This window comes from Symbiopectobacterium sp. (assembly GCF_051710365.1).
GTDB lineage: Bacteria > Pseudomonadota > Gammaproteobacteria > Enterobacterales > Enterobacteriaceae > Symbiopectobacterium.
In genome coordinates, this window is sequence record NZ_JBPETA010000023.1 from 1 (window position 1) to 18,109 (window position 18,109).

Genomic DNA, 18,109 nt, shown 5'->3' on the forward strand with positions numbered 1-18,109 from the left:
AGGTTACGGATGGTAACGTGGGGAGTACTCATGCTGATTGGTCTGCAAAAAGCAGTAATAAATTCAGAACTTCAGAATACCGTCAAGTCCCGAAAAAAGAAAAATCAGGTGCGGAATGACGGTTTCATTTTTATCCCTAATTATTTCCCTATAAAGTCCAATGATATCGGTTCAAAGAAGTCATTAGCAAGCATGGGGATATATATTTAACCGATGAGGGCCATATTGATGGAAACGGTGGGCATAAAAAAACCGGTGATACATCACCGGTTTTTTTGTCTGAACCTGCAATGCTAGCGGGTCAGGTCATCGAAAAACTTCTTCACGCCATCAAAGAAGCTTTTAGAGCGAGGGCTGTTTCTCTCTCCGGAAGGTCCACCGAAGCTCTCTTCCAGCTCTTTCAGCAGTTGCTTCTGGCGCTCATTAAGATTAACCGGCGTTTCAACCACCACGCGGCACAGCAGATCTCCCTGCGCACCGCCGCGTACCGATTTCACACCTTTGCCACGCATGCGGAACAATTTTCCGGTTTGCGTTTCCGCAGGCAGCTTCAATTTCACGCGGCCATCCAGTGTCGGCACTTCAATCTCACCGCCCATGGCTGCCATCGCAAAATTGATGGGAACTTCGCAATAGAGATTGTTCTCTTCACGCTGGAAGATAGGATGCGGTTTTACCTGCACCTGAACGTACAGATCGCCCGCAGGTGCACCGTGCTCCCCGGCCTCACCTTCGCCGGACAAACGGATACGATCGCCCGTGTCCACGCCCGCTGGGATTTTCACCGACAGCGTTTTGCTGGTTTCAACGCGACCATGACCATGACACTTGTTGCAAGGATCTTTGATGATCTTGCCACGACCATGACAGTGCGGACAGGTTTGCTGAACGGTAAAGAACCCTTGACGCATCTGCACCTGGCCATTGCCATGACACGTTGGGCAGGTTACCGGCGAACTGCCCGGTTTTGCACCGCTACCATGACAGGAGTCGCACTCTTCAAGCGTCGGAATGCGGATCTCTTTGGTGACGCCACGAACCGCGTCTTCCAGCGTCAACTCCATGTTATAGCGTAAATCGGCACCGTGGCTGGCACGTTGACGACGTCCACCGCCGAAAATATCGCCGAATACGTCGCCAAAGATATCGCCAAAATCTGCGCCGCCGAAACCGCCAGCCCCGCCACCGCCCATACCGCCTTGTTCGAACGCGGCGTGGCCGTATTGATCGTAAGCCGCCCGTTTCTGCGCATCCGTCAGAATTTCATAGGCTTCTTTGATCTCTTTGAATTTTGCTTCAGCCTCTTTATCACCGGGATTACGGTCCGGGTGAAACTTCATCGCCAGGCGCTTGTAGGCCTTTTTGATCTCCCGCTCATCGGCGTCTTTGGCAACGCCTAGCGCTTCGTAATAATCTTGCTTCGCCATGTTTTTTCCTGCCCTCAACATGCGTGCACGGGCGCAGAGTTTCCTCGACGCCCGTGCCTGGTTTGCCAGCAACGGCTTATCACCGTTGTTGCGCCCGCCTAAGGGCGATTATTTTTTGTCTTTCACTTCTTCGAATTCAGCGTCTACAACGTCGTCTTCTTTACGCGCTGCATCATCTGCATTGCCTGCGCCCGCTTGTGCCTGCTGTTGCGATGCTTCCAGTAGTTTGGCAGACGCTTCGATCAACGTTTGGATCTTCGCTTCGATCTCCGCTTTATCTTCGCCTTTAAATACGCCTTCCAGCGCTTTCAGGGCATCTTCAATCGCCGTTTTATCGTTAGCAGCCAGCTTGTCGCCAGACTCTTCCAGCTGTTTACGGGTGCTGTGCAACAGGTGATCGCTCTGATTACGCGCCTGTACCAGCTCTTCAAACTTACGGTCAGCTTCCGCATTCGCTTCTGCATCGCGCACCATCTTCTGGATTTCATCTTCATTCAAGCCAGAAGAGGCTTTGATGGTGATGTTCTGCTCGCGGCCGCTGTTTTTGTCTTTAGCAGAAACATGCAGGATACCGTCAGCGTCGATGTCAAAGGTCACTTCGATCTGCGGCATACCGCGCGGTGCGTTCTGAATACCATCCAGGTTAAACTGACCCAGCGATTTGTTGTCGTGCGCACGTTTACGTTCACCCTGCAACACATGGATGGTTACTGCGGACTGGTTATCTTCCGCCGTAGAGAACACCTGGCTGTGTTTGGTCGGGATGGTGGTGTTCTTGGTAATCAGCGGCGTCATTACGCCACCCATGGTTTCGATACCCAGAGACAGCGGGGTAACGTCCAGCAACAACACGTCTTTAACGTCACCGGCCAACACACCGCCCTGCACCGCAGCACCGATCGCCACAGCTTCATCCGGGTTAACGTCTTTACGCGGTTCTTTGCCAAAGAAGTCAGCCACTTTCTTCTGTACCAGCGGCATACGGGTTTGACCACCCACCAGAATCACGTCCTGCACGTCAGAAACGGACAGCCCGGCATCCTGTAATGCAACTTTCAGCGGCTCCAGTGAACAGGTCACCAGTTCTTCTACCAGCGACTCCAACTTGGCGCGAGTCACTTTGATGTTCAGGTGTTTCGGACCGGTAGCATCCGCCGTGATGTACGGCAGGTTAACGTCGGTCTGTTGCGCAGAGGAAAGTTCAATTTTGGCTTTTTCTGCTGCTTCTTTCAGACGCTGCATCGCCAACGGATCGTTGCGCAGGTCGAAGCCTTGCTCTTTCTTAAACTCGTCAACCAGATAGTTGATCATACGGCTGTCGAAGTCTTCGCCACCCAGGTGGGTATCACCGTTGGTTGCCAGTACTTCAAAGGTTTTTTCGCCGTCAACTTCATCGATTTCGATGATGGAAATATCAAACGTACCGCCGCCCAGGTCGTAAACCGCAATGGTGCGGTTGCCAACTTCTTTATCAAGACCGTAGGCCAGCGCAGCCGCTGTCGGTTCGTTGATGATACGTTTTACTTCCAGACCCGCGATGCGGCCAGCATCTTTGGTGGCCTGACGTTGCGCATCGTTAAAATACGCCGGCACGGTGATAACCGCTTCAGTGATGGTTTCACCGAGGTAGTCTTCTGCCGTTTTCTTCATTTTTTTCAGCACTTCAGCAGAGATCTGCGGCGGTGCCATTTTCTGATCTTTCACTTCCAGCCAGGCGTCACCGTTATCTGCTGCAACGATGTTGTACGGCATGATGTTGGTATCACGCTGCACTTCTTCATCTTTGAAGCGACGGCCAATCAGACGCTTGATAGCAAACAGGGTGTTTTTCGGGTTAGTCACAGCCTGACGTTTAGCGGGCTGGCCAACCAGAATTTCACCATCTTGCGTATAAGCAATAATAGAAGGCGTTGTGCGATCGCCCTCGCTGTTTTCCAGTACTTTAACCTGCGTACCGTCCATAATCGCTACACAAGAGTTAGTTGTACCCAGGTCGATACCAATAATCTTACCCATCTAAACATCTCCACTAAAAAGTCGTATTCGGTGTGGTCGTTCAACCTACTATGCGGGCGAAAAGGGGATTTTCAACTCAACAAGGTGCAATTATTCAATTTTTGCCCTCACGAGGTCTCCTCATCCACACGGTGTTCTTTGATGTTCCAGGCAAATTCACTCTGCCCAGCACATCCCGTTACAAGAGGTTAAACCGTTTCGGTTGGAAATAAGATGGGGACAACAATTTACTCCTCAAGGGGGGGAGCGAAAAAAAATGCAGGCGATCCCCTTTATGATCAAACTATTCCTCTTGCGCCTTGTTGTATCCGCGCAATCGTCCCGCTATTATGCCGCGCCGCAATTAAAATTTTTTTTGAAAATTTCACCGTTGCGTTGTTTTTACTGTTACAGCGCTTTCACAGTTAAATAGCAAAGGTCTATCGGGACGACGAGCAAGGACAGCTCGCCAGAGATCAGGAAACACCGACAGAACGCGGCATCGAGCAAGCTACACAACTCCACTATTGTATTCTGAGGATTTATGCAAACGAACTCGCTGGCGAATCCCGGTCCGTTAGGACTGATGGGCTTCGGGATGACCACCATTCTTCTTAATCTGCATAACGCAGGCTTTTTCCCTCTTTCTTCTATTATTCTCAGCATGGGGATTTTCTACGGCGGCATCGCTCAGATCATCGCAGGGCTGTTGGAATACAAGAAAGGAAACACCTTTGGCGTGACCGCATTCACCTCTTACGGCGCATTCTGGCTGACGCTGGTCGGCATTTTGATGCTGCCGAAAATGGGCCTGGCAGAAGCCAGTGACGCACAGTTCCTCGGGGTGTTTCTGGGCCTGTGGGGCGTTTTCACCCTGTTTATGTTCTTCGGCACGCTGTGCGCCTGCATTTCCATAAACACCGGTGTCTCTTGCAACCAGCGACGCAAATACATGGCAAAGAAACCAAAGATACCGCCGAGGAAGAACGGAATACGCCAGCCGCCGCCGACAATCTGCTGCGGCGTTAATGTGCTATTGAGCAGTGTCGCAATCGCAGAACCGAGCAGAATACCGAGCGTCAGCCCCGCCGTCAGAATGCCACACGCCAGCCCAATGCGAGAACGCGACACGTGCTCAGAGACAAACACCCAGGCTCCCGGCACTTCACCGCCAATCGCAGCGCCTTGTAAAATACGCATCAACAGCAGCAATACTGGCGCAGCAATCCCCATACTTTCATAGGTCGGCAACATTCCCATGGCGAGCGTAGGCACCGCCATCAGGAAGATGCTCAGGCTGAACATCTTTTTACGTCCAACCAGATCGCCAAAGTGGGCCATGATGATGCCCCCCAACGGGCGGGCCAGATAGCCTGCGGCAAAGATGCCGAAGGTTTGCAACTGGCGCAGCCACTCAGGAATATCAGGCGGGAAGAACAGCTCGCCAATCACCGCAGCGAAAAATACGAAAATGATGAAATCGTAAAACTCCAACGCACCACCCAGCGCCGCCAGGGAGAGCGTTTTGTAATCCTGTCCGTTCAGTTGGCGCTGTTTGTGTGGCAAGGGCTGTGCTGACGATTGTTGTGATGAAAATGATTGTGATGGAGTGTTATCACCGTTCATAAGTTACCGAATAAGGCCAGAGTGAGAGAAAAATAATTTACCGTCTTTGTGTAAAGCTAAGATTACTATAACGGCTAAATTTTTACACTCCAGAGAAGCTGTAGCTTATGTTTAAAATGGCAAAATTTTAGCTTTTTGTGTCGCGAATCGTACTCTTTGGGCGAAATGCTGCTACTACATGCGGCTCAGTTTCGACATAAGGTCCTTCCAGCAACTGTATACAATACGGTACACTGGCAAAAATCCCTGGCACCACCACGTTTCCCGCATCATCTTTCAGCCCTTCCAGCGTCTCTTTGATGGATTTGGGCTGACCCGGCAGGTTCAGGATTAATGCCTGTTTACGAATAACCCCCACCTGACGCGATAAAATCGCCGTAGGCACAAAACGCAGGCTGATCTGGCGCATCTGCTCGCCGAAACCCGGCATTTCTCGATCGGCCACCGCCAGCGTGGCATCCGGCGTGACATCGCGCCGCGCCGGTCCCGTACCGCCGGTTGTCAGCACCAGATGACACTGACGCTCATCCACCAACTCACACAAAGCCTGCTCAATTAACGGCTGCTCATCGGGAATCAGGCGGGATTCCACCTCAAAGGGAGTGGTCAGCGCAGCGGCAAGCCACTCCTGTAATGCAGGGATGCCTTTATCCTGATATATCCCGCTTGAGGCTCGGTCGGAGATGGATAACAGGCCAATTCGCAATTCATTCATAGCAACATCTCTGTCAGTTAAAATCTGATTTTAACAATCTTTTTCATGCATGAGAGCAGCACATCGTTTAAGGCACTAGGTTATCAGCAATAATGTGAGATAAGCGGGTTTTTATGCCGCCAAAGGAAAAAGTTTGCGTTTATATTTAAAGTCACGGCCACTTAGCGCCGACACTGAGTATGTTAGCGCATTGCTGGCGGCAGCTGTACGCGCGAGTACCAAGGAAACGTTCATGGCCGGTCTGAAATATCAATTACTCAAACTCATCTCTCATCCGGTATCTGCGTTCTTCTTCTTTGGTTCCGTGGTTTTTTCTGCCGCCCTGTTCGTCATCTATCACGATCGTCAGGCTGAGTGGGATACTCAGCGACATAACCTTGATAGCATTATTAATATTTATCAATCCTATAACACCGGCGGTGAAGTCAAAGACAGTGACATTCGTTTTTTGACCGGCGATTTTACCCAAGTGCGCGTCAGGACGCTGGGCTTCAACACGCGCGACACACAGTCGGAATGCATCACCCACCTGTCACAATTGGATTTGACCTTCAATGACATGACCATCCTGCGCTTGTGCAAAGACAAGCTGCCCGCGATGGGGCAATATGCGGGCAAAGGAACCTACACCACCATTTTTCCGCTGATGTCGCCGCTGGACGAGCTGCACGGCGTTATCATCCGCACCACCGGCGTATTGAGTGAACCGACGCTCTATAAGACCGTAAGATCGTTCTCGTCTCTGCTCATTGCCGCATTTATGGCGTTACTCGCTGCCATGCTGGGCAGCGTGCTCTCTCTGTTTGCCAAAAAATACCTGATTGAGCTGCCCACCACCGCCCGCTACGACGATTTGACGGGCTACCTGCGCCGCGATGCCTTTTACCATGCGGTCAACAAGGTGCTGCAAATCGCCAATGTGACCCGGCGACCCACCTGCGTCATCCTGATCGATATCGATCATTTTAAAAATGTGAATGACACTCTGGGTCATGACGGCGGCGATGACGCGCTGAAAACCGTAGCCGCCATCCTGAAAAACTCGTTTCGCAAAGAGGAAATCTTCGGCCGTTTGGGCGGCGATGAATTCGCCATCGTTCTGCCCAATATCGCGCTGGATGACGCTTACTGGGTCGCTGAACGCGCAAGAGTGGCCGTGAGCAACGCTACCAGCGCCTCGTCTTCGGGCCAGAAGATGAAGCTCTCCGTCAGTATCGGTTTGGTGGAATATCACATCGCGCAAGAAGATCTTACCCAGGTGATGAAGCGTGCCGATGAGAAACTTTATCTGGCGAAACGTGAGCGTAACCGCGTTGCGCTATAGCCGGACCAAACGGCAACAACAAAAAGGCCGGAGAAACCCGGCTTTTGAGGTTACTGACAAACTGACCTACTCTCACCGTCATTCCCGCGCAGGCGGGAATCTCCTACAGATTACACGCGTTTCTTCTGGCAGAGATCCCCGGCTTTCGCCGAGGATGACGAAGGGGAAAGGCTCCCCCAGAGAAAACCCGGCCTTCTGCGTTGATTACAGCAGATCTTCAATCATTTTTTCCAGTTTGCCCTGATCGATAGCAAACTTACGGATACCGTCTGCCAGTTTATCAACGGCCATCGGGTCCTGATTGTGTTGCCAGTAGAACTCGGCTTCAGTCATTTTCGCAGGACGCGCTTTGATCTCACCGCTGTAAGCCAGTTTACGCGGCACATCGCCGGTGGATTCTGACAATTCTTTCAGCAATGCTGGCGCAATGGTCAGGCGATCACAGCCCGCCAGCTCAAGAATTTCGCCGCTGTTACGGAAGCTGGCCCCCATCACCACGGTTTCATAACCGTGCGCTTTGTAGTACTCGTAGATTTCAGTAACGGAGATAACGCCCGGATCTTCCTGCGGTGCATACTCTTTCTTATCCGTGTTGGCTTTGTACCAGTCCAGAATACGGCCCACAAACGGAGAGATCAGGAAGACACCCGCTTCCGCACAGGCACGCGCTTGTGCAAAAGAGAACAGCAGTGTCAGGTTACAGTTGATGCCTTCTTTTTCCAACTGCTCGGCGGCACGGATGCCCTGCCAGGTTGAAGCCAGCTTGATCAGAATGCGATCGTTACTGATGCCCGCATCGTTATAGAGTTTGATCAGATGCTTGGCTTTGGCAACGCTCGCTTCAGTATCATAAGAGAGGCGAGCATCCACTTCCGTGGAGATACGTCCAGGGATCAGTTTCAGGATTTCCAGACCAATATTGACGGCCAGTTTGTCCGTGGCATCGACAAGCTGCTGTTCCCGTTTGCTGCTCTGCTCACGCGCCCATTTCACCGCATCTTCAATCAAAGAGCGGTATTCAGGAATTTGCGCCGCGTTCAGAATCAGGGAAGGGTTGGTGGTAGCATCCTGCGGTTTGTAGAGCTTCATCGCGGCGATATCACCGGTATCAGCCACGACCGTGGTCAATTGGCGTAAGGAAGTCAGTTTATCCGTCATGTTGGCATATCTCGTTGTGGGTATATGAACGTCGCCTTGTGTTTCTTACTGATCGTTTATGTTTCGATAATAACACGCACCGCCCTCCGTGCAAGACAGCCTTTTCCTGTTACAGCCATCGCCCCTTTTTTCCGTGTTTTTTGCTACAGTACTTGCAATAAAAACAGGGGAGCCATGCCATGTTGATCACCATTTCGCCAGCGAAAACGCTAGATTACACCAGTCCGTTAGCCACCGAGCGTTACACACAGCCCGCGTTGCTGGACCTCGCCAGCGAACTGATCGCCCAATGTAAACGGCTCACACCGGCACAGATCGCCTCGTTGATGGGCATCAGTGACAAACTGGCGGATCTCAACGCGGTACGCTTTAGTGAATGGCAGCCCCATTTCACCCCCGACAATGCACGCCAGGCCCTGTTGGCCTTCAAAGGCGACGTGTATACCGGGATTGCCGCAGAAGATTTCAGCGAGGAGGATTTCGATTTTGCCCAGCAGCATCTGCGCATGTTATCCGGGCTGTATGGCGTACTACGCCCGTTGGATCTGATGCAACCCTATCGTCTGGAAATGGGCACGCGGCTGGAGAACAAGGCTGGCAAAGATCTTTATCATTTCTGGGGCGATACCATCACTCAGCCCCTCAATCAGGCACTACAGGCGCAGGGGGATGACATTCTTGTCAACCTGGCGTCTGATGAATACTTCAAATCCGTCAATGTCAAAAAGCTCAACGCTACGCTGATAAAACCGGTGTTTCTGGATGAGAAAAACGGCACGTTCAAGGTGATCAGCTTCTACGCCAAAAAGGCACGCGGTTTGATGAGCCGTTTTATTATCAAAAACCGGCTGACGCAGGTTGAGCAACTGCACGATTTCAATCTGGAAGGTTACTTCTTTGCGGAATATGGCGCGACCAGGCAGGAATTGATCTTTAAACGCCACGCGCAGTGAAGGTTATCGTTCCCCGCACTGCGCGGGGAACCATGAACAACGACTGTTATAAAAACAACGCTTATAACAACAACGTTTATAACAACAGGGGTTATTCCGGCAACGCCATCAGGAACTGACGCAGTTGCGCGAAATCGGGTGCAAAGTTGTGCGAGAGCAATTCCAGATCCGCACGCTGCGCCAGCGCTTCCGGCAGATACAGCGTTTTACCCAGAATCTCTTCTACGCTCTCTTTGAATTTCGCCGGATGCGCCGTCCCCAGGAACAAGCCGAACTCGCCTGGCTGAAGTTGGTCGCGCAGCAGACGATAAGCAATGGCCGCATGCGGTTCGGAGGTGTAGCCCAGCGCTTCCAGTTCATGCATGGTCGCTTTGGTAACGTCATCACTCACCGCACCAAATCCCAGCGTTGGCAGCGCCCAGTTTTTACGACGGAACAGTTCCTCGACGCGCGGCCAGTTGTTCGGCTGGCTGACATCCATGGCGTTAGACAGCGTTGCTACTGTCGGGTTGGGAGCCCATTCGCCGTTGCTGAGATAACGCGGCACGGTGTCATTGGCATTGGTGGCAGCGATAAAGCGCTTGATCGGTAAGCCAAGGGATTTTGCCAACAGACCGGCGGTCAAATCACCGAAGTTGCCACTCGGCACCGACACCACCAGTTGCTGACGCGCGGCGGCAGGCAACTGCGCCACGGCTTCAAAGTAATAGCAGATTTGTGCCAGCAAGCGGCTGATATTGATGGAGTTGGCTGAGTTCAAGCCAATAGCCTGTTTCAATTCTTCATCGTCAAACGCCTGCTTCACCAGCGCCTGACACGCATCGAAATCGCTGTCGATCGCGATGGTATGGATGTTGCCACCCAGCGTACAGAACAGCTTCTCCTGCAACGGGCTGATTTTGCCGCGTGGATACAGAATCACCACGCGCACGTTCTCCAGACCGTAAAACGCGTGCGCGACCGCCGCACCGGTATCACCGGAGGTTGCCGTCAAAATGGTGACTTTTTCTCCGTTGGAGACCTGTGCCAGCATTTGCGCCATAAAGCGCCCGCCAAAATCCTTAAACGCCAGCGTCGGGCCGTGGAACAGCTCCAGAGAGGCAATGTCTTCAGAGACCGTGGCAATCGGAGCAGGGAAGGTAAATGCCGCTTTAACGCGTTGATAAACGGTTTCCGGCGCAATCTCATCACCCAGATAGGCAGAAAGAATGCGGCTGCTGCGCGTAACCAGATCCAGTTCCAGCAGGTCATCGATTTCCGTCGAACTGAACTCAGGCAGTTCCAGCGGGAAGAACAGCCCTTGCTGGCGTCCAAGCCCCTGTTTGATCGCCTGCGCGAAGCTGACCTGCTCATTGTGATCTTTTAAGTTGTAAAGTTTCATGCCTTATCCCAATTGACGTGCGCCTGTCGTGTCCAGACGGCAAATATGAACAAACCCTTCATCGTTCTGCAAATAGTTATCTTGCAGCCAACTGGCCAGACGCTGCGCCTTTTCCATATCGTCGCACACGGAAAACAGCGTCGGCCCTGAACCGGAGATACCGCACGCCAGCGCACCGATATCATTTGCCGCCTGACGCGCCTCGGCAAACCCAGGCAGCAGACGCGTACGGTACGGCTCGGCGATCACATCCTGCATCAACGCCGCCGCCAGCGCAGGCTGACGTGTGTGACAAGCGTGAATAAAGCCCGCCAGATAACGGCCATGGCTGATGCAATCCTGACGGCGATACTGTGCCGGCAGAATGGCACGTGCTTCCGCAGTTGACACTTTGATCCCCGGATAGGCCATGACCCACAGCCAATCGTCAAACGCAGGCACTGGCTGGCTGATGATGCCGTTTTGCTCGATCATCAGTTGAATACCGCCCAGGAAGCACGGCGCGACATTATCGTAGTGCACGCTGCCAGAAATACGCCCTTCCAGCTCACCCATCAGCGCCAGCAAACGCGTATCATCCAGCGGTTTGCCACAAAATTCGTTCATCGCCATCAGACCGGCAACCACGGAACAGGCACTGGACCCCAGACCCGAGCCGATCGGCATGTTCTTTTCCAGCGTCATAGCGACAGGAATGGTTTTCCCCACTTCCTGACAAAACCGCTCCCAACACTGGTAGACAATGTTCTCTTTCGGTTCACTCGGCAGTTTGCCGACAAAACGGCCTTCATTGCGTAAGCTGAAGCGCTCAGCGGCCGTTACGGTCACGCAATTGCCCAACAGTGAGCCATCAACAGGCGTAACCGCCGCGCCCAGTACATCAAACCCAACGCTGACGTTGCCGATCGACGCGGGCGCATAAATTTTAACCATCATTATACTCCTGACTTCCATGACAGCGTGCGCAACAGATCGGCAAACACACCGGCCGCTGTCACATCATTACCCGCGCCATAACCGCGCAGCACCAGCGGCAATGGCTGGTAATACTGGCTATAGAACGCCAGCGCATTCTCACCGTCTTTTACTTTGAACAGCGGATCGTTACCGCCCACTGCACTAATTTGCACTTTGCAGCGCCCTTCTTCAATCACGCCGACATAACGCAACACTTTACCTGCTTCCCGCGCTTGCGCCACTTTTTCACTGAATTGCGCATCCAGCTCTGGTAAACGCGCCATAAAGGTATCGACATTGCCCGAAGCATCAAAGGACGGCAGCAACACCGACTCCACATCGATATCGGCCAGTTCCAGCTTATAGCCCGCTTCACGAGCCAGAATCAACAGCTTGCGCGCCACATCCATGCCGGACAGATCGTCACGCGGATCGGGCTCGGTGTAACCATTGGCTTTCGCCTGCAACGTCGCCTGCGACAAGCTCATCCCTTCATCCAGCTTACCGAAGATAAAGGAGAGCGACCCCGAGAGGATCCCGGTGAAACGCAGCAACTCATCCCCGGCATTCAACAGGTTTTGCAGGTTTTCAATCACCGGAAGTCCGGCACCAACGTTGGTGTCATACAGGAACTTACGGCGTGATTTACCGGCAGCGCTGCGCAGTTGCTGGTAATAGCTCATGGAACCGGTGTTAGCCTTTTTGTTTGGCGTGACGACATGGAAGCCATCGGCCAGGAAGTCAGCATACTGATCGGCCACCGCCTGATTAGAGGTACAGTCCACGATAACCGGGTTAAGCAGATGGTACTCTTTCACCAGACGAATCAGACGACCCAGATTAAAGGGTTCGCGTGCCTCATTCAGCGCTTCACGCCATGAATCCAGCGCAATGCCGTTAATATTGGTCAGCAAGGCTTTGGAGTTGGCAATACCACAGACGCGCAGATCGATATGTTTCTGCTTCAGCCACGGCTGCTGGCGGTGAATCTGCTCCAGCAAGGCGCCGCCTACGCCGCCTACGCCGATAACGAACACATCGATCACCTGATCGGTATTAAACAACATCTGGTGCGCCACACGCACGCCAGTCACCGCCACGTCGTTATCCACCACCACAGAGATGGAGCGCTCAGAGGAACCCTGCGCAATCGCGATGATGTTGATATTGGCACTGGCCAATGCGGAGAACAGGCGGGCAGAGAGGCCGCGAAGCGTGCGCATACCGTCGCCCACCACGGAAATGATCGCCAGACGTTCGGTGATATCCAGCGGCTCCAGCACGCCGTCTTTCAGTTCCAGATAGACTTCATCTTCCAGCGTTTTCTTGGAACGGGCCAGTTCGCTTTGCGACACGCAGAAGCTGATACTGTACTCGGAAGAGGACTGCGTGATCAGCACCACCGAGATGCCCGCACGGGACATCGCCGCAAACACGCGCTCTGCCATCCCCACCATGCCTTTCATACCTGGGCCGGAGACGTTAAACATCGCCATATTGTTCAGGTTGGTGATGCCTTTTACTGGATATTGGGTATCGGTACTATCCAGACCAATCAGTGTGCCGGGCGCTTGAGGGTTTTCGGTATTTTTAATCAGGCAGGGAATTTGGAACTGGGCGATGGGGGCGATGGTGCGGGGGTGCAGCACTTTGGCGCCGAAGTAGGAAAGCTCCATCGCTTCCTGATACGACATTGACTTCAGCAGTCTCGCATCAGGCACCTGACGCGGGTCACAAGTATACACACCGTCCACGTCAGTCCAGATTTCACAACAATCGGCGCGTAAACAAGCGGCCAACACGGTGGCAGAGTAGTCAGAACCGTTGCGGCCTAGTACCACCAGTTCCCCTTTATCATTACCCGCCGTGAATCCCGCCATCAGAATCACGTGATCGGAAGGAATGCCTTGCTCGGCGATACGGCGCGTGGATTCCGCGATATCCACGGTAGACTCCAGATAATGCCCCTGCGCCAGCAAGCGTTTTACCGGATCGATAACCGATACCTTATAACCGCGCGCCTGGAATACCGCTTCCATGATGGCAATGGAGAGTTTCTCGCCACGGCAGATGATACTGGCGTTGACGCTGTCCGGGCACTGCCCCAGCAGTGAAATGCCGTGCAGAACCTGCTTCAGTTGACCCAGCTCTTGTTGTACCAGCGTGGACAAGCGTTCATACGGGAAACCCGGCTGGGATTCCGCCAGCCCTTTTAGCAGAGAAGAAAAGATAGTTTCGGCATCGTTGATATGCGGCAGAATATCTTGGCCCGCAACGGTTTTATCAAGCATCGCCACCAGGTGGTTGGTGATTTTCGCAGGGGCAGACAGTACGGTGGCTACCTGCCCCTGACGCGCATTGCTCTCGATGATATCGGCAACGCGCGCAAAACGCGCCGCATTTGCCACGGAAGTCCCGCCAAATTTCAACACTCGCATTTTTATCTCTTCTCCTGAGTTTCAGTCACCAAAACGCGCTGTGCGCTTTTGGCTGCCGCTGCTGGCGGCCCGGGTCGGCGGAGCCTGCTCTTCGCCGTAAAAAAAAGCCCGCACTGTTTAGGTGCGGGCTTTTTCAGATTCTTTTCTACGCGTCAGCCCGCACCGTTACTGGTAGTAATGGTGGTGGTAATAATGGTGGTGGTCAGGCTGATTTGACGCATGCGTAAAGGACTCTCGATCAACAAATCGATTTCTATCCTCTATTAGTTAAGGCAATCGCGACATGAAGTCAATGGATTTCTTTTTTTCATCTCACTTAAGTGCCTTCTCAATATCGTGTAGCAGCGTATGCAGCATGGCGGTATCGCGTTGCTGTAACAGCCCGATGCGTTGCATTAGCCAATCACGCAGTTTTTCGCCATCGTCTACCTGCAACGTCACCAACAGCTTTTCCAGCCGATGACGCAGCGCCACCAATTGCCCAGCTTGAGCGGCTTCGGCAGTCTCTGCCTGTACCTGCATCAGTTGCGCCAACTGGTAACAATAGACCATGACGGCCTGCCCTAAATTTAGGGACGGGTAATCTGCCTGCATCGGCACACCCGTCAATATATCTGCCAGCGCCAATTCATCGTTGGTGAGGCCAGAATCTTCACGGCCAAACACCAGCGCTGCCGAACCGACCCACTGCTGTTTCTCCTGCATCAGCCCGAGCAATTCTGTCGGCGTGCAGTAATAGTGAAACCTGGCTCGCGAGCGCGCCGTCGTCGCGACGGTAAAATCCACGTCGGCCAATGCATCAGCCAGCGTAGGGTAGCAGGTCACATTATCCAGAATATCACCGGCCCCGTGCGCCACCCGGCGTGCACCTGGCTCAAGGTGCGCCTGACTGTCAACAATACGCAGTGAATGAAATCCCATGGTTTTCATGGCCCTGGCTGCCGCCCCCACGTTCTCTGGGCGAGCTGGCGCGACCAGCACAATAAAAAACTGCACAAAACCTCCAAAGAAGAGAAAATGGCTGACGAACGTGCGATACCCGGTATGCGCCGTCCCCCACGCCGTCGTTTAATTTAACATAAATGAAACATTCGAGCGTCACCTTACGGTAAAAAATGCGGGTCAGGCTTAAAAAGGGATAAAAACCAAAAAATCATTACATATGCTTTAATATCAATGCATTATATAATGACCATCGCTAGATGACGTTCCGTGTTCGTTGCGGTCGCTTGCGCTGCTGAATCGTATCCAAATCAGGCAGATTGTGACTTAAGCTGGCAATCTTATAAGTATTTTTCACAAAATAGTTAACGTGCTACAATGAAATTTGATATATGTCAACGGAACCGTAGATTTGTGAGCGATCAAAATCGGCGCTTACTGTTACGTTGCTGTTAATAAGGTTAAACTATGCACCACTTTAGGCGTAGTTGAGTTAGCCTGATTATCATCTGATATCGCCGGTTATCACGTAGAAAGCACTGGCGCTGCCCGCGCAACTGATTCACGCGGAATTTTGTCAGCGTCAGGCAACCGATACGCGGAGATGTCGTTGCTGTAGCAACGTGCCGCATCGGGTGAAGTCAGGCATGCGCCAGGAACGTATTTGCGTACTTTAGTCTACATTGCGAGTGTGAGCGTGTCCTTTGCGCCCCAAGCTCCGGTAAGAGCCCTATAACCTCGCACCGCGCGTACGGGCACGAAAAGACCGATGGCGACTTCTGTACTTCCGAATTCTATAATTAGTTGGCAATTTTAGGTAGCAAACATGCAGACCCCGCACATTCTTATTGTCGAAGACGAGTTGGTAACTCGCAACACCCTCAAGAGCATCTTTGAGGCTGAAGGATATGTCGTTCACGAAGCCACTGACGGCGCTGAGATGCACCATATCCTGTCCGAACATGATATCAATCTGGTGATCATGGACATCAATCTGCCCGGTAAAAATGGCCTGCTGTTGGCACGCGAACTGCGTGAACAGGCCAGCGTCGCGCTGATGTTCCTGACCGGACGTGATAACGAAGTGGATAAGATCCTCGGCCTGGAAATCGGTGCGGATGATTACATCACCAAACCGTTTAACCCACGTGAGTTGACTATCCGTGCGCGTAATTTGCTGTCCCGTACCATGAATTTGGGCGGTGTGAGCGAAGAGCGTCGTCTGGTAGAAAGCTACCGCTTCAATGGTTGGGAACTGGACATCAACAGCCGTTCGCTGATTAGCCCAGCGGGTGAGCAGTACAAACTGCCGCGCAGCGAGTTCCGTGCGATGCTGCACTTCTGCGAAAACCCCGGCAAGATTCAGACCCGTGCCGAGCTGTTGAAGAAAATGACCGGCCGCGAGCTGAAACCGCACGACCGCACAATGGACGTGACGATTCGCCGCATCCGTAAGCATTTCGAATCCACTGCCGATACGCCTGAAATCATCGCGACCATTCATGGCGAAGGCTACCGTTTCTGCGGCGATCTGGAAGACTAACGTCGCGCCGCCAGTGACTAAAAAAGGCCAAAACCCTCTGGTTTCGGCCTTTTTTCTATATCAGCACCGATTATTCCCTAAGACACTACTCGCTCTTGCACCAGGGAATGTCGGCACCGCGCCCAAGGCGTTTTTTGGCGAGCCGTCGACCAAACGATCGGAGTACGTCAGGTAGACCAGGGCGTTGCGCTTTTCATCATAGAAACGAACCACCTGAAGTTTTTTGAACACCAGTGACGTGCGCTTTTGGAACACCACCGTGCCACTATCATCACTTTTCTTTATCTTATCCGACAGCGTAATCGGCCCAACCTGCTGGCAGGAAATGGCCGCATCGGAGGTATCCTCTGCCAAGCCTAACCCCCCTTTGATACCGCCGGTTTTAGCACGGCTCAAATAGCAGGTCACGTTCGCAACATCACGATCATCAAAGGATTCCACCACAATTTTATGGTCTGGCCCCAGCAGTTTGAAAACCGTATCTACAGAACCAATCTGTTCCGCCCTGGCGACGCTAGCTACGCCCAACAACGCGAAACAGGCTCCCATGATTAATGCGTTTTTCATCGATATTTCTCTCTGTCTGGAAACAAGTTACAGGGGCTTTTTCCCCTCTGACGATGCCGTTACTAGATATAGGGCTAAAGTATGCAAATTTCACCTGATTGTTTGTATAAATTATTCAAAAATCTTAAGCGGTGACAACAGCAAAAAGTTGCTATGATGCCTGATCTCTATGCGCTTCGTGCTTTGTGTGTTCTATCGAGGATGTTCTATGGATCAAGCCAGTATCATACGTGACCTGCTCAATTGGCTGGAAAACCATCTTGACCAGCCACCGTCGCTGGATAACGTGGCAGCAAAAGCCGGCTACTCCAAATGGCACCTGCAACGTATGTTCAAAGATGTCACTGGGCACGCCATCGGCGCGTATATTCGCGCACGCCGGTTGACCAAAGCCGCGATGGCACTGTGTATGACCGGTAGACCGATCCTTGATATCGCGCTGCAATACCGCTTCGATTCACAGCAAACCTTCACCCGCGCTTTTAAAAAGCAGTTTGCACAGACGCCAGCCTCTTACCGCCGTGCCGAAGAGTAGAATACCTATGGTATTCGCCCTCCTTTGCGCCTGGATGAATTTACGCTGCCGCAGCCCGAATTTGTCACACTGCCAGATACGCAACTTGTGGGTGTCACGCAAAACTGCAACTGTTCTCTGGAGCAGATCTGTAATTTCCGCACGGAAATGCGCGTGCACTTCTGGCGGCAGTATCTGGGCGAGGCCAAGTGCATTCCCCCCTTGCTGTATGGCTTGCACCACGCCCGTCCGAGCAAGGATAAAGAAGACGAGCATGATGTGCTCTATACCACTGAGGTGGAGCCGGAGCACGTTCCTGAAGGGGTTCACCCCGGCGAGCCGATTACGCTCCCCGGCGGCGAGTATGCCTTGTTCGTCTATGAAGGCCCCACGGATGCGCTACAGGATTTCATTATCAGCCTGTACGATACCTGTCTGCCCACCTTCGAGCTGACGCGTCGCGATGGCTGTGACGCAGAGCGTTTTACCCCGAATAGGACGAAAGAAGACGGACCACCGAAAGTGATCCGCTGCGAATACCTGATCCCTATCCGTCTCTAAGCGCGCAC

13 protein-coding genes, 3 pseudogenes and 1 other annotated feature are annotated in these 18,109 nt (G+C 52.7%); of the genes and pseudogenes, 5 read left to right on the plus strand and 11 right to left on the minus strand.

Annotated features, from left to right (window positions below):
* Positions 1 to 293 precede the first annotated feature (293 nt).
* Both dnaJ and dnaK read right to left on the minus strand, forming a co-directional pair.
* The gene (dnaJ, locus tag ACTBDZ_RS03635; RefSeq protein WP_438814282.1) at positions 294 to 1,427 is read right to left on the minus strand and encodes a molecular chaperone DnaJ; all 1,134 of its coding nucleotides are present in this window, start codon (positions 1,425 to 1,427) and stop codon (positions 294 to 296) included.
* Between the two features lie 108 nt (positions 1,428 to 1,535).
* Positions 1,536 to 3,443: a molecular chaperone DnaK gene (gene dnaK, locus ACTBDZ_RS03640; protein WP_438814283.1), complete on the minus strand. Its 1,908-nt coding sequence runs from the start codon at positions 3,441 to 3,443 to the stop codon at positions 1,536 to 1,538.
* A gap of 523 nt (positions 3,444 to 3,966) precedes the next feature.
* Here dnaK and ACTBDZ_RS03645 point away from each other — a divergent pair.
* A pseudogene (locus ACTBDZ_RS03645) lies at positions 3,967 to 4,326 on the plus strand (acetate uptake transporter); the annotation flags it as partial.
* Here ACTBDZ_RS03645 and ACTBDZ_RS03650 read toward each other — a convergent pair.
* Together ACTBDZ_RS03650 and mog are read right to left on the minus strand one after the other, a co-directional pair.
* A pseudogene (locus ACTBDZ_RS03650) lies at positions 4,323 to 5,048 on the minus strand (MFS transporter); the annotation flags it as partial. The pseudogenes ACTBDZ_RS03645 and ACTBDZ_RS03650 sit on opposite strands and share 4 nt — an antisense overlap.
* Positions 5,049 to 5,175: 127 nt before the next feature.
* Positions 5,176 to 5,763 (minus strand): molybdopterin adenylyltransferase, encoded by a 588-nt coding sequence (gene mog / locus ACTBDZ_RS03655; protein WP_438814284.1) that lies wholly within the window; start codon positions 5,761 to 5,763, stop codon positions 5,176 to 5,178.
* Between the two features lie 232 nt (positions 5,764 to 5,995).
* On the opposite strand from mog, the gene ACTBDZ_RS03660 reads away from it, so the two are divergent.
* On the plus strand, positions 5,996 to 7,087 hold the full coding sequence (locus tag ACTBDZ_RS03660; RefSeq protein WP_438814285.1) for a GGDEF domain-containing protein: 1,092 nt from the start codon (positions 5,996 to 5,998) through the stop codon (positions 7,085 to 7,087).
* Between the two features lie 204 nt (positions 7,088 to 7,291).
* Here the strand turns inward: ACTBDZ_RS03660 and tal are convergent, their stop codons facing one another.
* Positions 7,292 to 8,245, minus strand: coding sequence for a transaldolase (gene tal / locus ACTBDZ_RS03665; protein ID WP_222158259.1), 954 nt, complete (start codon positions 8,243 to 8,245; stop codon positions 7,292 to 7,294).
* 179 nt (positions 8,246 to 8,424) lie between these two features.
* On the opposite strand from tal, the gene yaaA reads away from it, so the two are divergent.
* Positions 8,425 to 9,198, plus strand: coding sequence for a peroxide stress protein YaaA (gene yaaA / locus ACTBDZ_RS03670; protein WP_438814286.1), 774 nt, complete (start codon positions 8,425 to 8,427; stop codon positions 9,196 to 9,198).
* A gap of 91 nt (positions 9,199 to 9,289) precedes the next feature.
* On the opposite strand, the gene thrC is transcribed toward yaaA, so the two are convergent.
* The 5 genes from thrC to ACTBDZ_RS03695 all read right to left on the minus strand — a co-directional run bounded on the left by thrC (position 9,290) and on the right by ACTBDZ_RS03695 (position 14,970).
* A complete protein-coding gene (thrC, locus tag ACTBDZ_RS03675) occupies positions 9,290 to 10,579 on the minus strand; it encodes a threonine synthase (protein ID WP_438814287.1) in 1,290 nt (429 codons plus the stop codon).
* A 3-nt stretch (positions 10,580 to 10,582) separates the two neighbouring features.
* Positions 10,583 to 11,512 carry a homoserine kinase gene (gene thrB, locus ACTBDZ_RS03680; protein ID WP_438814296.1) on the minus strand — a complete coding sequence of 310 codons (930 nt, stop codon included), beginning with the start codon at positions 11,510 to 11,512 and terminating at the stop codon, positions 10,583 to 10,585.
* A 2-nt stretch (positions 11,513 to 11,514) separates the two neighbouring features.
* Positions 11,515 to 13,974 (minus strand): bifunctional aspartate kinase/homoserine dehydrogenase I, encoded by a 2,460-nt coding sequence (thrA, locus tag ACTBDZ_RS03685; protein WP_438814288.1) that lies wholly within the window; start codon positions 13,972 to 13,974, stop codon positions 11,515 to 11,517.
* A gap of 97 nt (positions 13,975 to 14,071) precedes the next feature.
* Positions 14,072 to 14,188, minus strand: a sequence feature (Thr leader region).
* Positions 14,127 to 14,219 carry a thr operon leader peptide gene (gene thrL, locus ACTBDZ_RS03690; protein WP_264623772.1) on the minus strand — a complete coding sequence of 31 codons (93 nt, stop codon included), beginning with the start codon at positions 14,217 to 14,219 and terminating at the stop codon, positions 14,127 to 14,129. (Overlaps the previous feature by 62 nt.)
* 67 nt (positions 14,220 to 14,286) lie before the next feature.
* A complete protein-coding gene (locus ACTBDZ_RS03695; protein WP_438814289.1) occupies positions 14,287 to 14,970 on the minus strand; it encodes a tRNA/rRNA methyltransferase in 684 nt (227 codons plus the stop codon).
* A gap of 772 nt (positions 14,971 to 15,742) precedes the next feature.
* On the opposite strand from ACTBDZ_RS03695, the gene arcA reads away from it, so the two are divergent.
* Positions 15,743 to 16,459, plus strand: a complete 717-nt coding sequence (gene arcA / locus ACTBDZ_RS03700) for a two-component system response regulator ArcA (RefSeq protein WP_438814290.1) — start codon at positions 15,743 to 15,745, stop codon at positions 16,457 to 16,459.
* Positions 16,460 to 16,519: 60 nt separating this feature from the next.
* Here the strand turns inward: arcA and creA are convergent, their stop codons facing one another.
* Positions 16,520 to 17,026, minus strand: coding sequence for a protein CreA (gene creA / locus ACTBDZ_RS03705; protein ID WP_438814291.1), 507 nt, complete (start codon positions 17,024 to 17,026; stop codon positions 16,520 to 16,522).
* A 208-nt stretch (positions 17,027 to 17,234) separates the two neighbouring features.
* On the opposite strand from creA, the pseudogene robA reads away from it, so the two are divergent.
* A pseudogene (robA, locus tag ACTBDZ_RS03710) lies at positions 17,235 to 18,101 on the plus strand (MDR efflux pump AcrAB transcriptional activator RobA).
* The last annotated feature ends 8 nt before the right edge of the window (positions 18,102 to 18,109 follow it).

What these genes read in the sequence shown, in the direction of transcription:
- mog (WP_438814284.1), bottom strand. Translation starts at nt 5,763, where the DNA reads ATGAATGAATTGCGAATTGGCCTGTTATCCATCTCCGACCGAGCCTCA.
- dnaK (WP_438814283.1), bottom strand. Translation starts at nt 3,443, where the DNA reads ATGGGTAAGATTATTGGTATCGACCTGGGTACAACTAACTCTTGTGTA.
- tal (WP_222158259.1), bottom strand. Translation starts at nt 8,245, where the DNA reads ATGACGGATAAACTGACTTCCTTACGCCAATTGACCACGGTCGTGGCT.
- ACTBDZ_RS03660 (WP_438814285.1), top strand. Translation starts at nt 5,996, where the DNA reads ATGGCCGGTCTGAAATATCAATTACTCAAACTCATCTCTCATCCGGTA.
- yaaA (WP_438814286.1), top strand. Translation starts at nt 8,425, where the DNA reads ATGTTGATCACCATTTCGCCAGCGAAAACGCTAGATTACACCAGTCCG.
- creA (WP_438814291.1), bottom strand. Translation starts at nt 17,026, where the DNA reads ATGAAAAACGCATTAATCATGGGAGCCTGTTTCGCGTTGTTGGGCGTA.
- arcA (WP_438814290.1), top strand. Translation starts at nt 15,743, where the DNA reads ATGCAGACCCCGCACATTCTTATTGTCGAAGACGAGTTGGTAACTCGC.
- thrA (WP_438814288.1), bottom strand. Translation starts at nt 13,974, where the DNA reads ATGCGAGTGTTGAAATTTGGCGGGACTTCCGTGGCAAATGCGGCGCGT.
- thrB (WP_438814296.1), bottom strand. Translation starts at nt 11,512, where the DNA reads ATGGTTAAAATTTATGCGCCCGCGTCGATCGGCAACGTCAGCGTTGGG.
- thrC (WP_438814287.1), bottom strand. Translation starts at nt 10,579, where the DNA reads ATGAAACTTTACAACTTAAAAGATCACAATGAGCAGGTCAGCTTCGCG.
- dnaJ (WP_438814282.1), bottom strand. Translation starts at nt 1,427, where the DNA reads ATGGCGAAGCAAGATTATTACGAAGCGCTAGGCGTTGCCAAAGACGCC.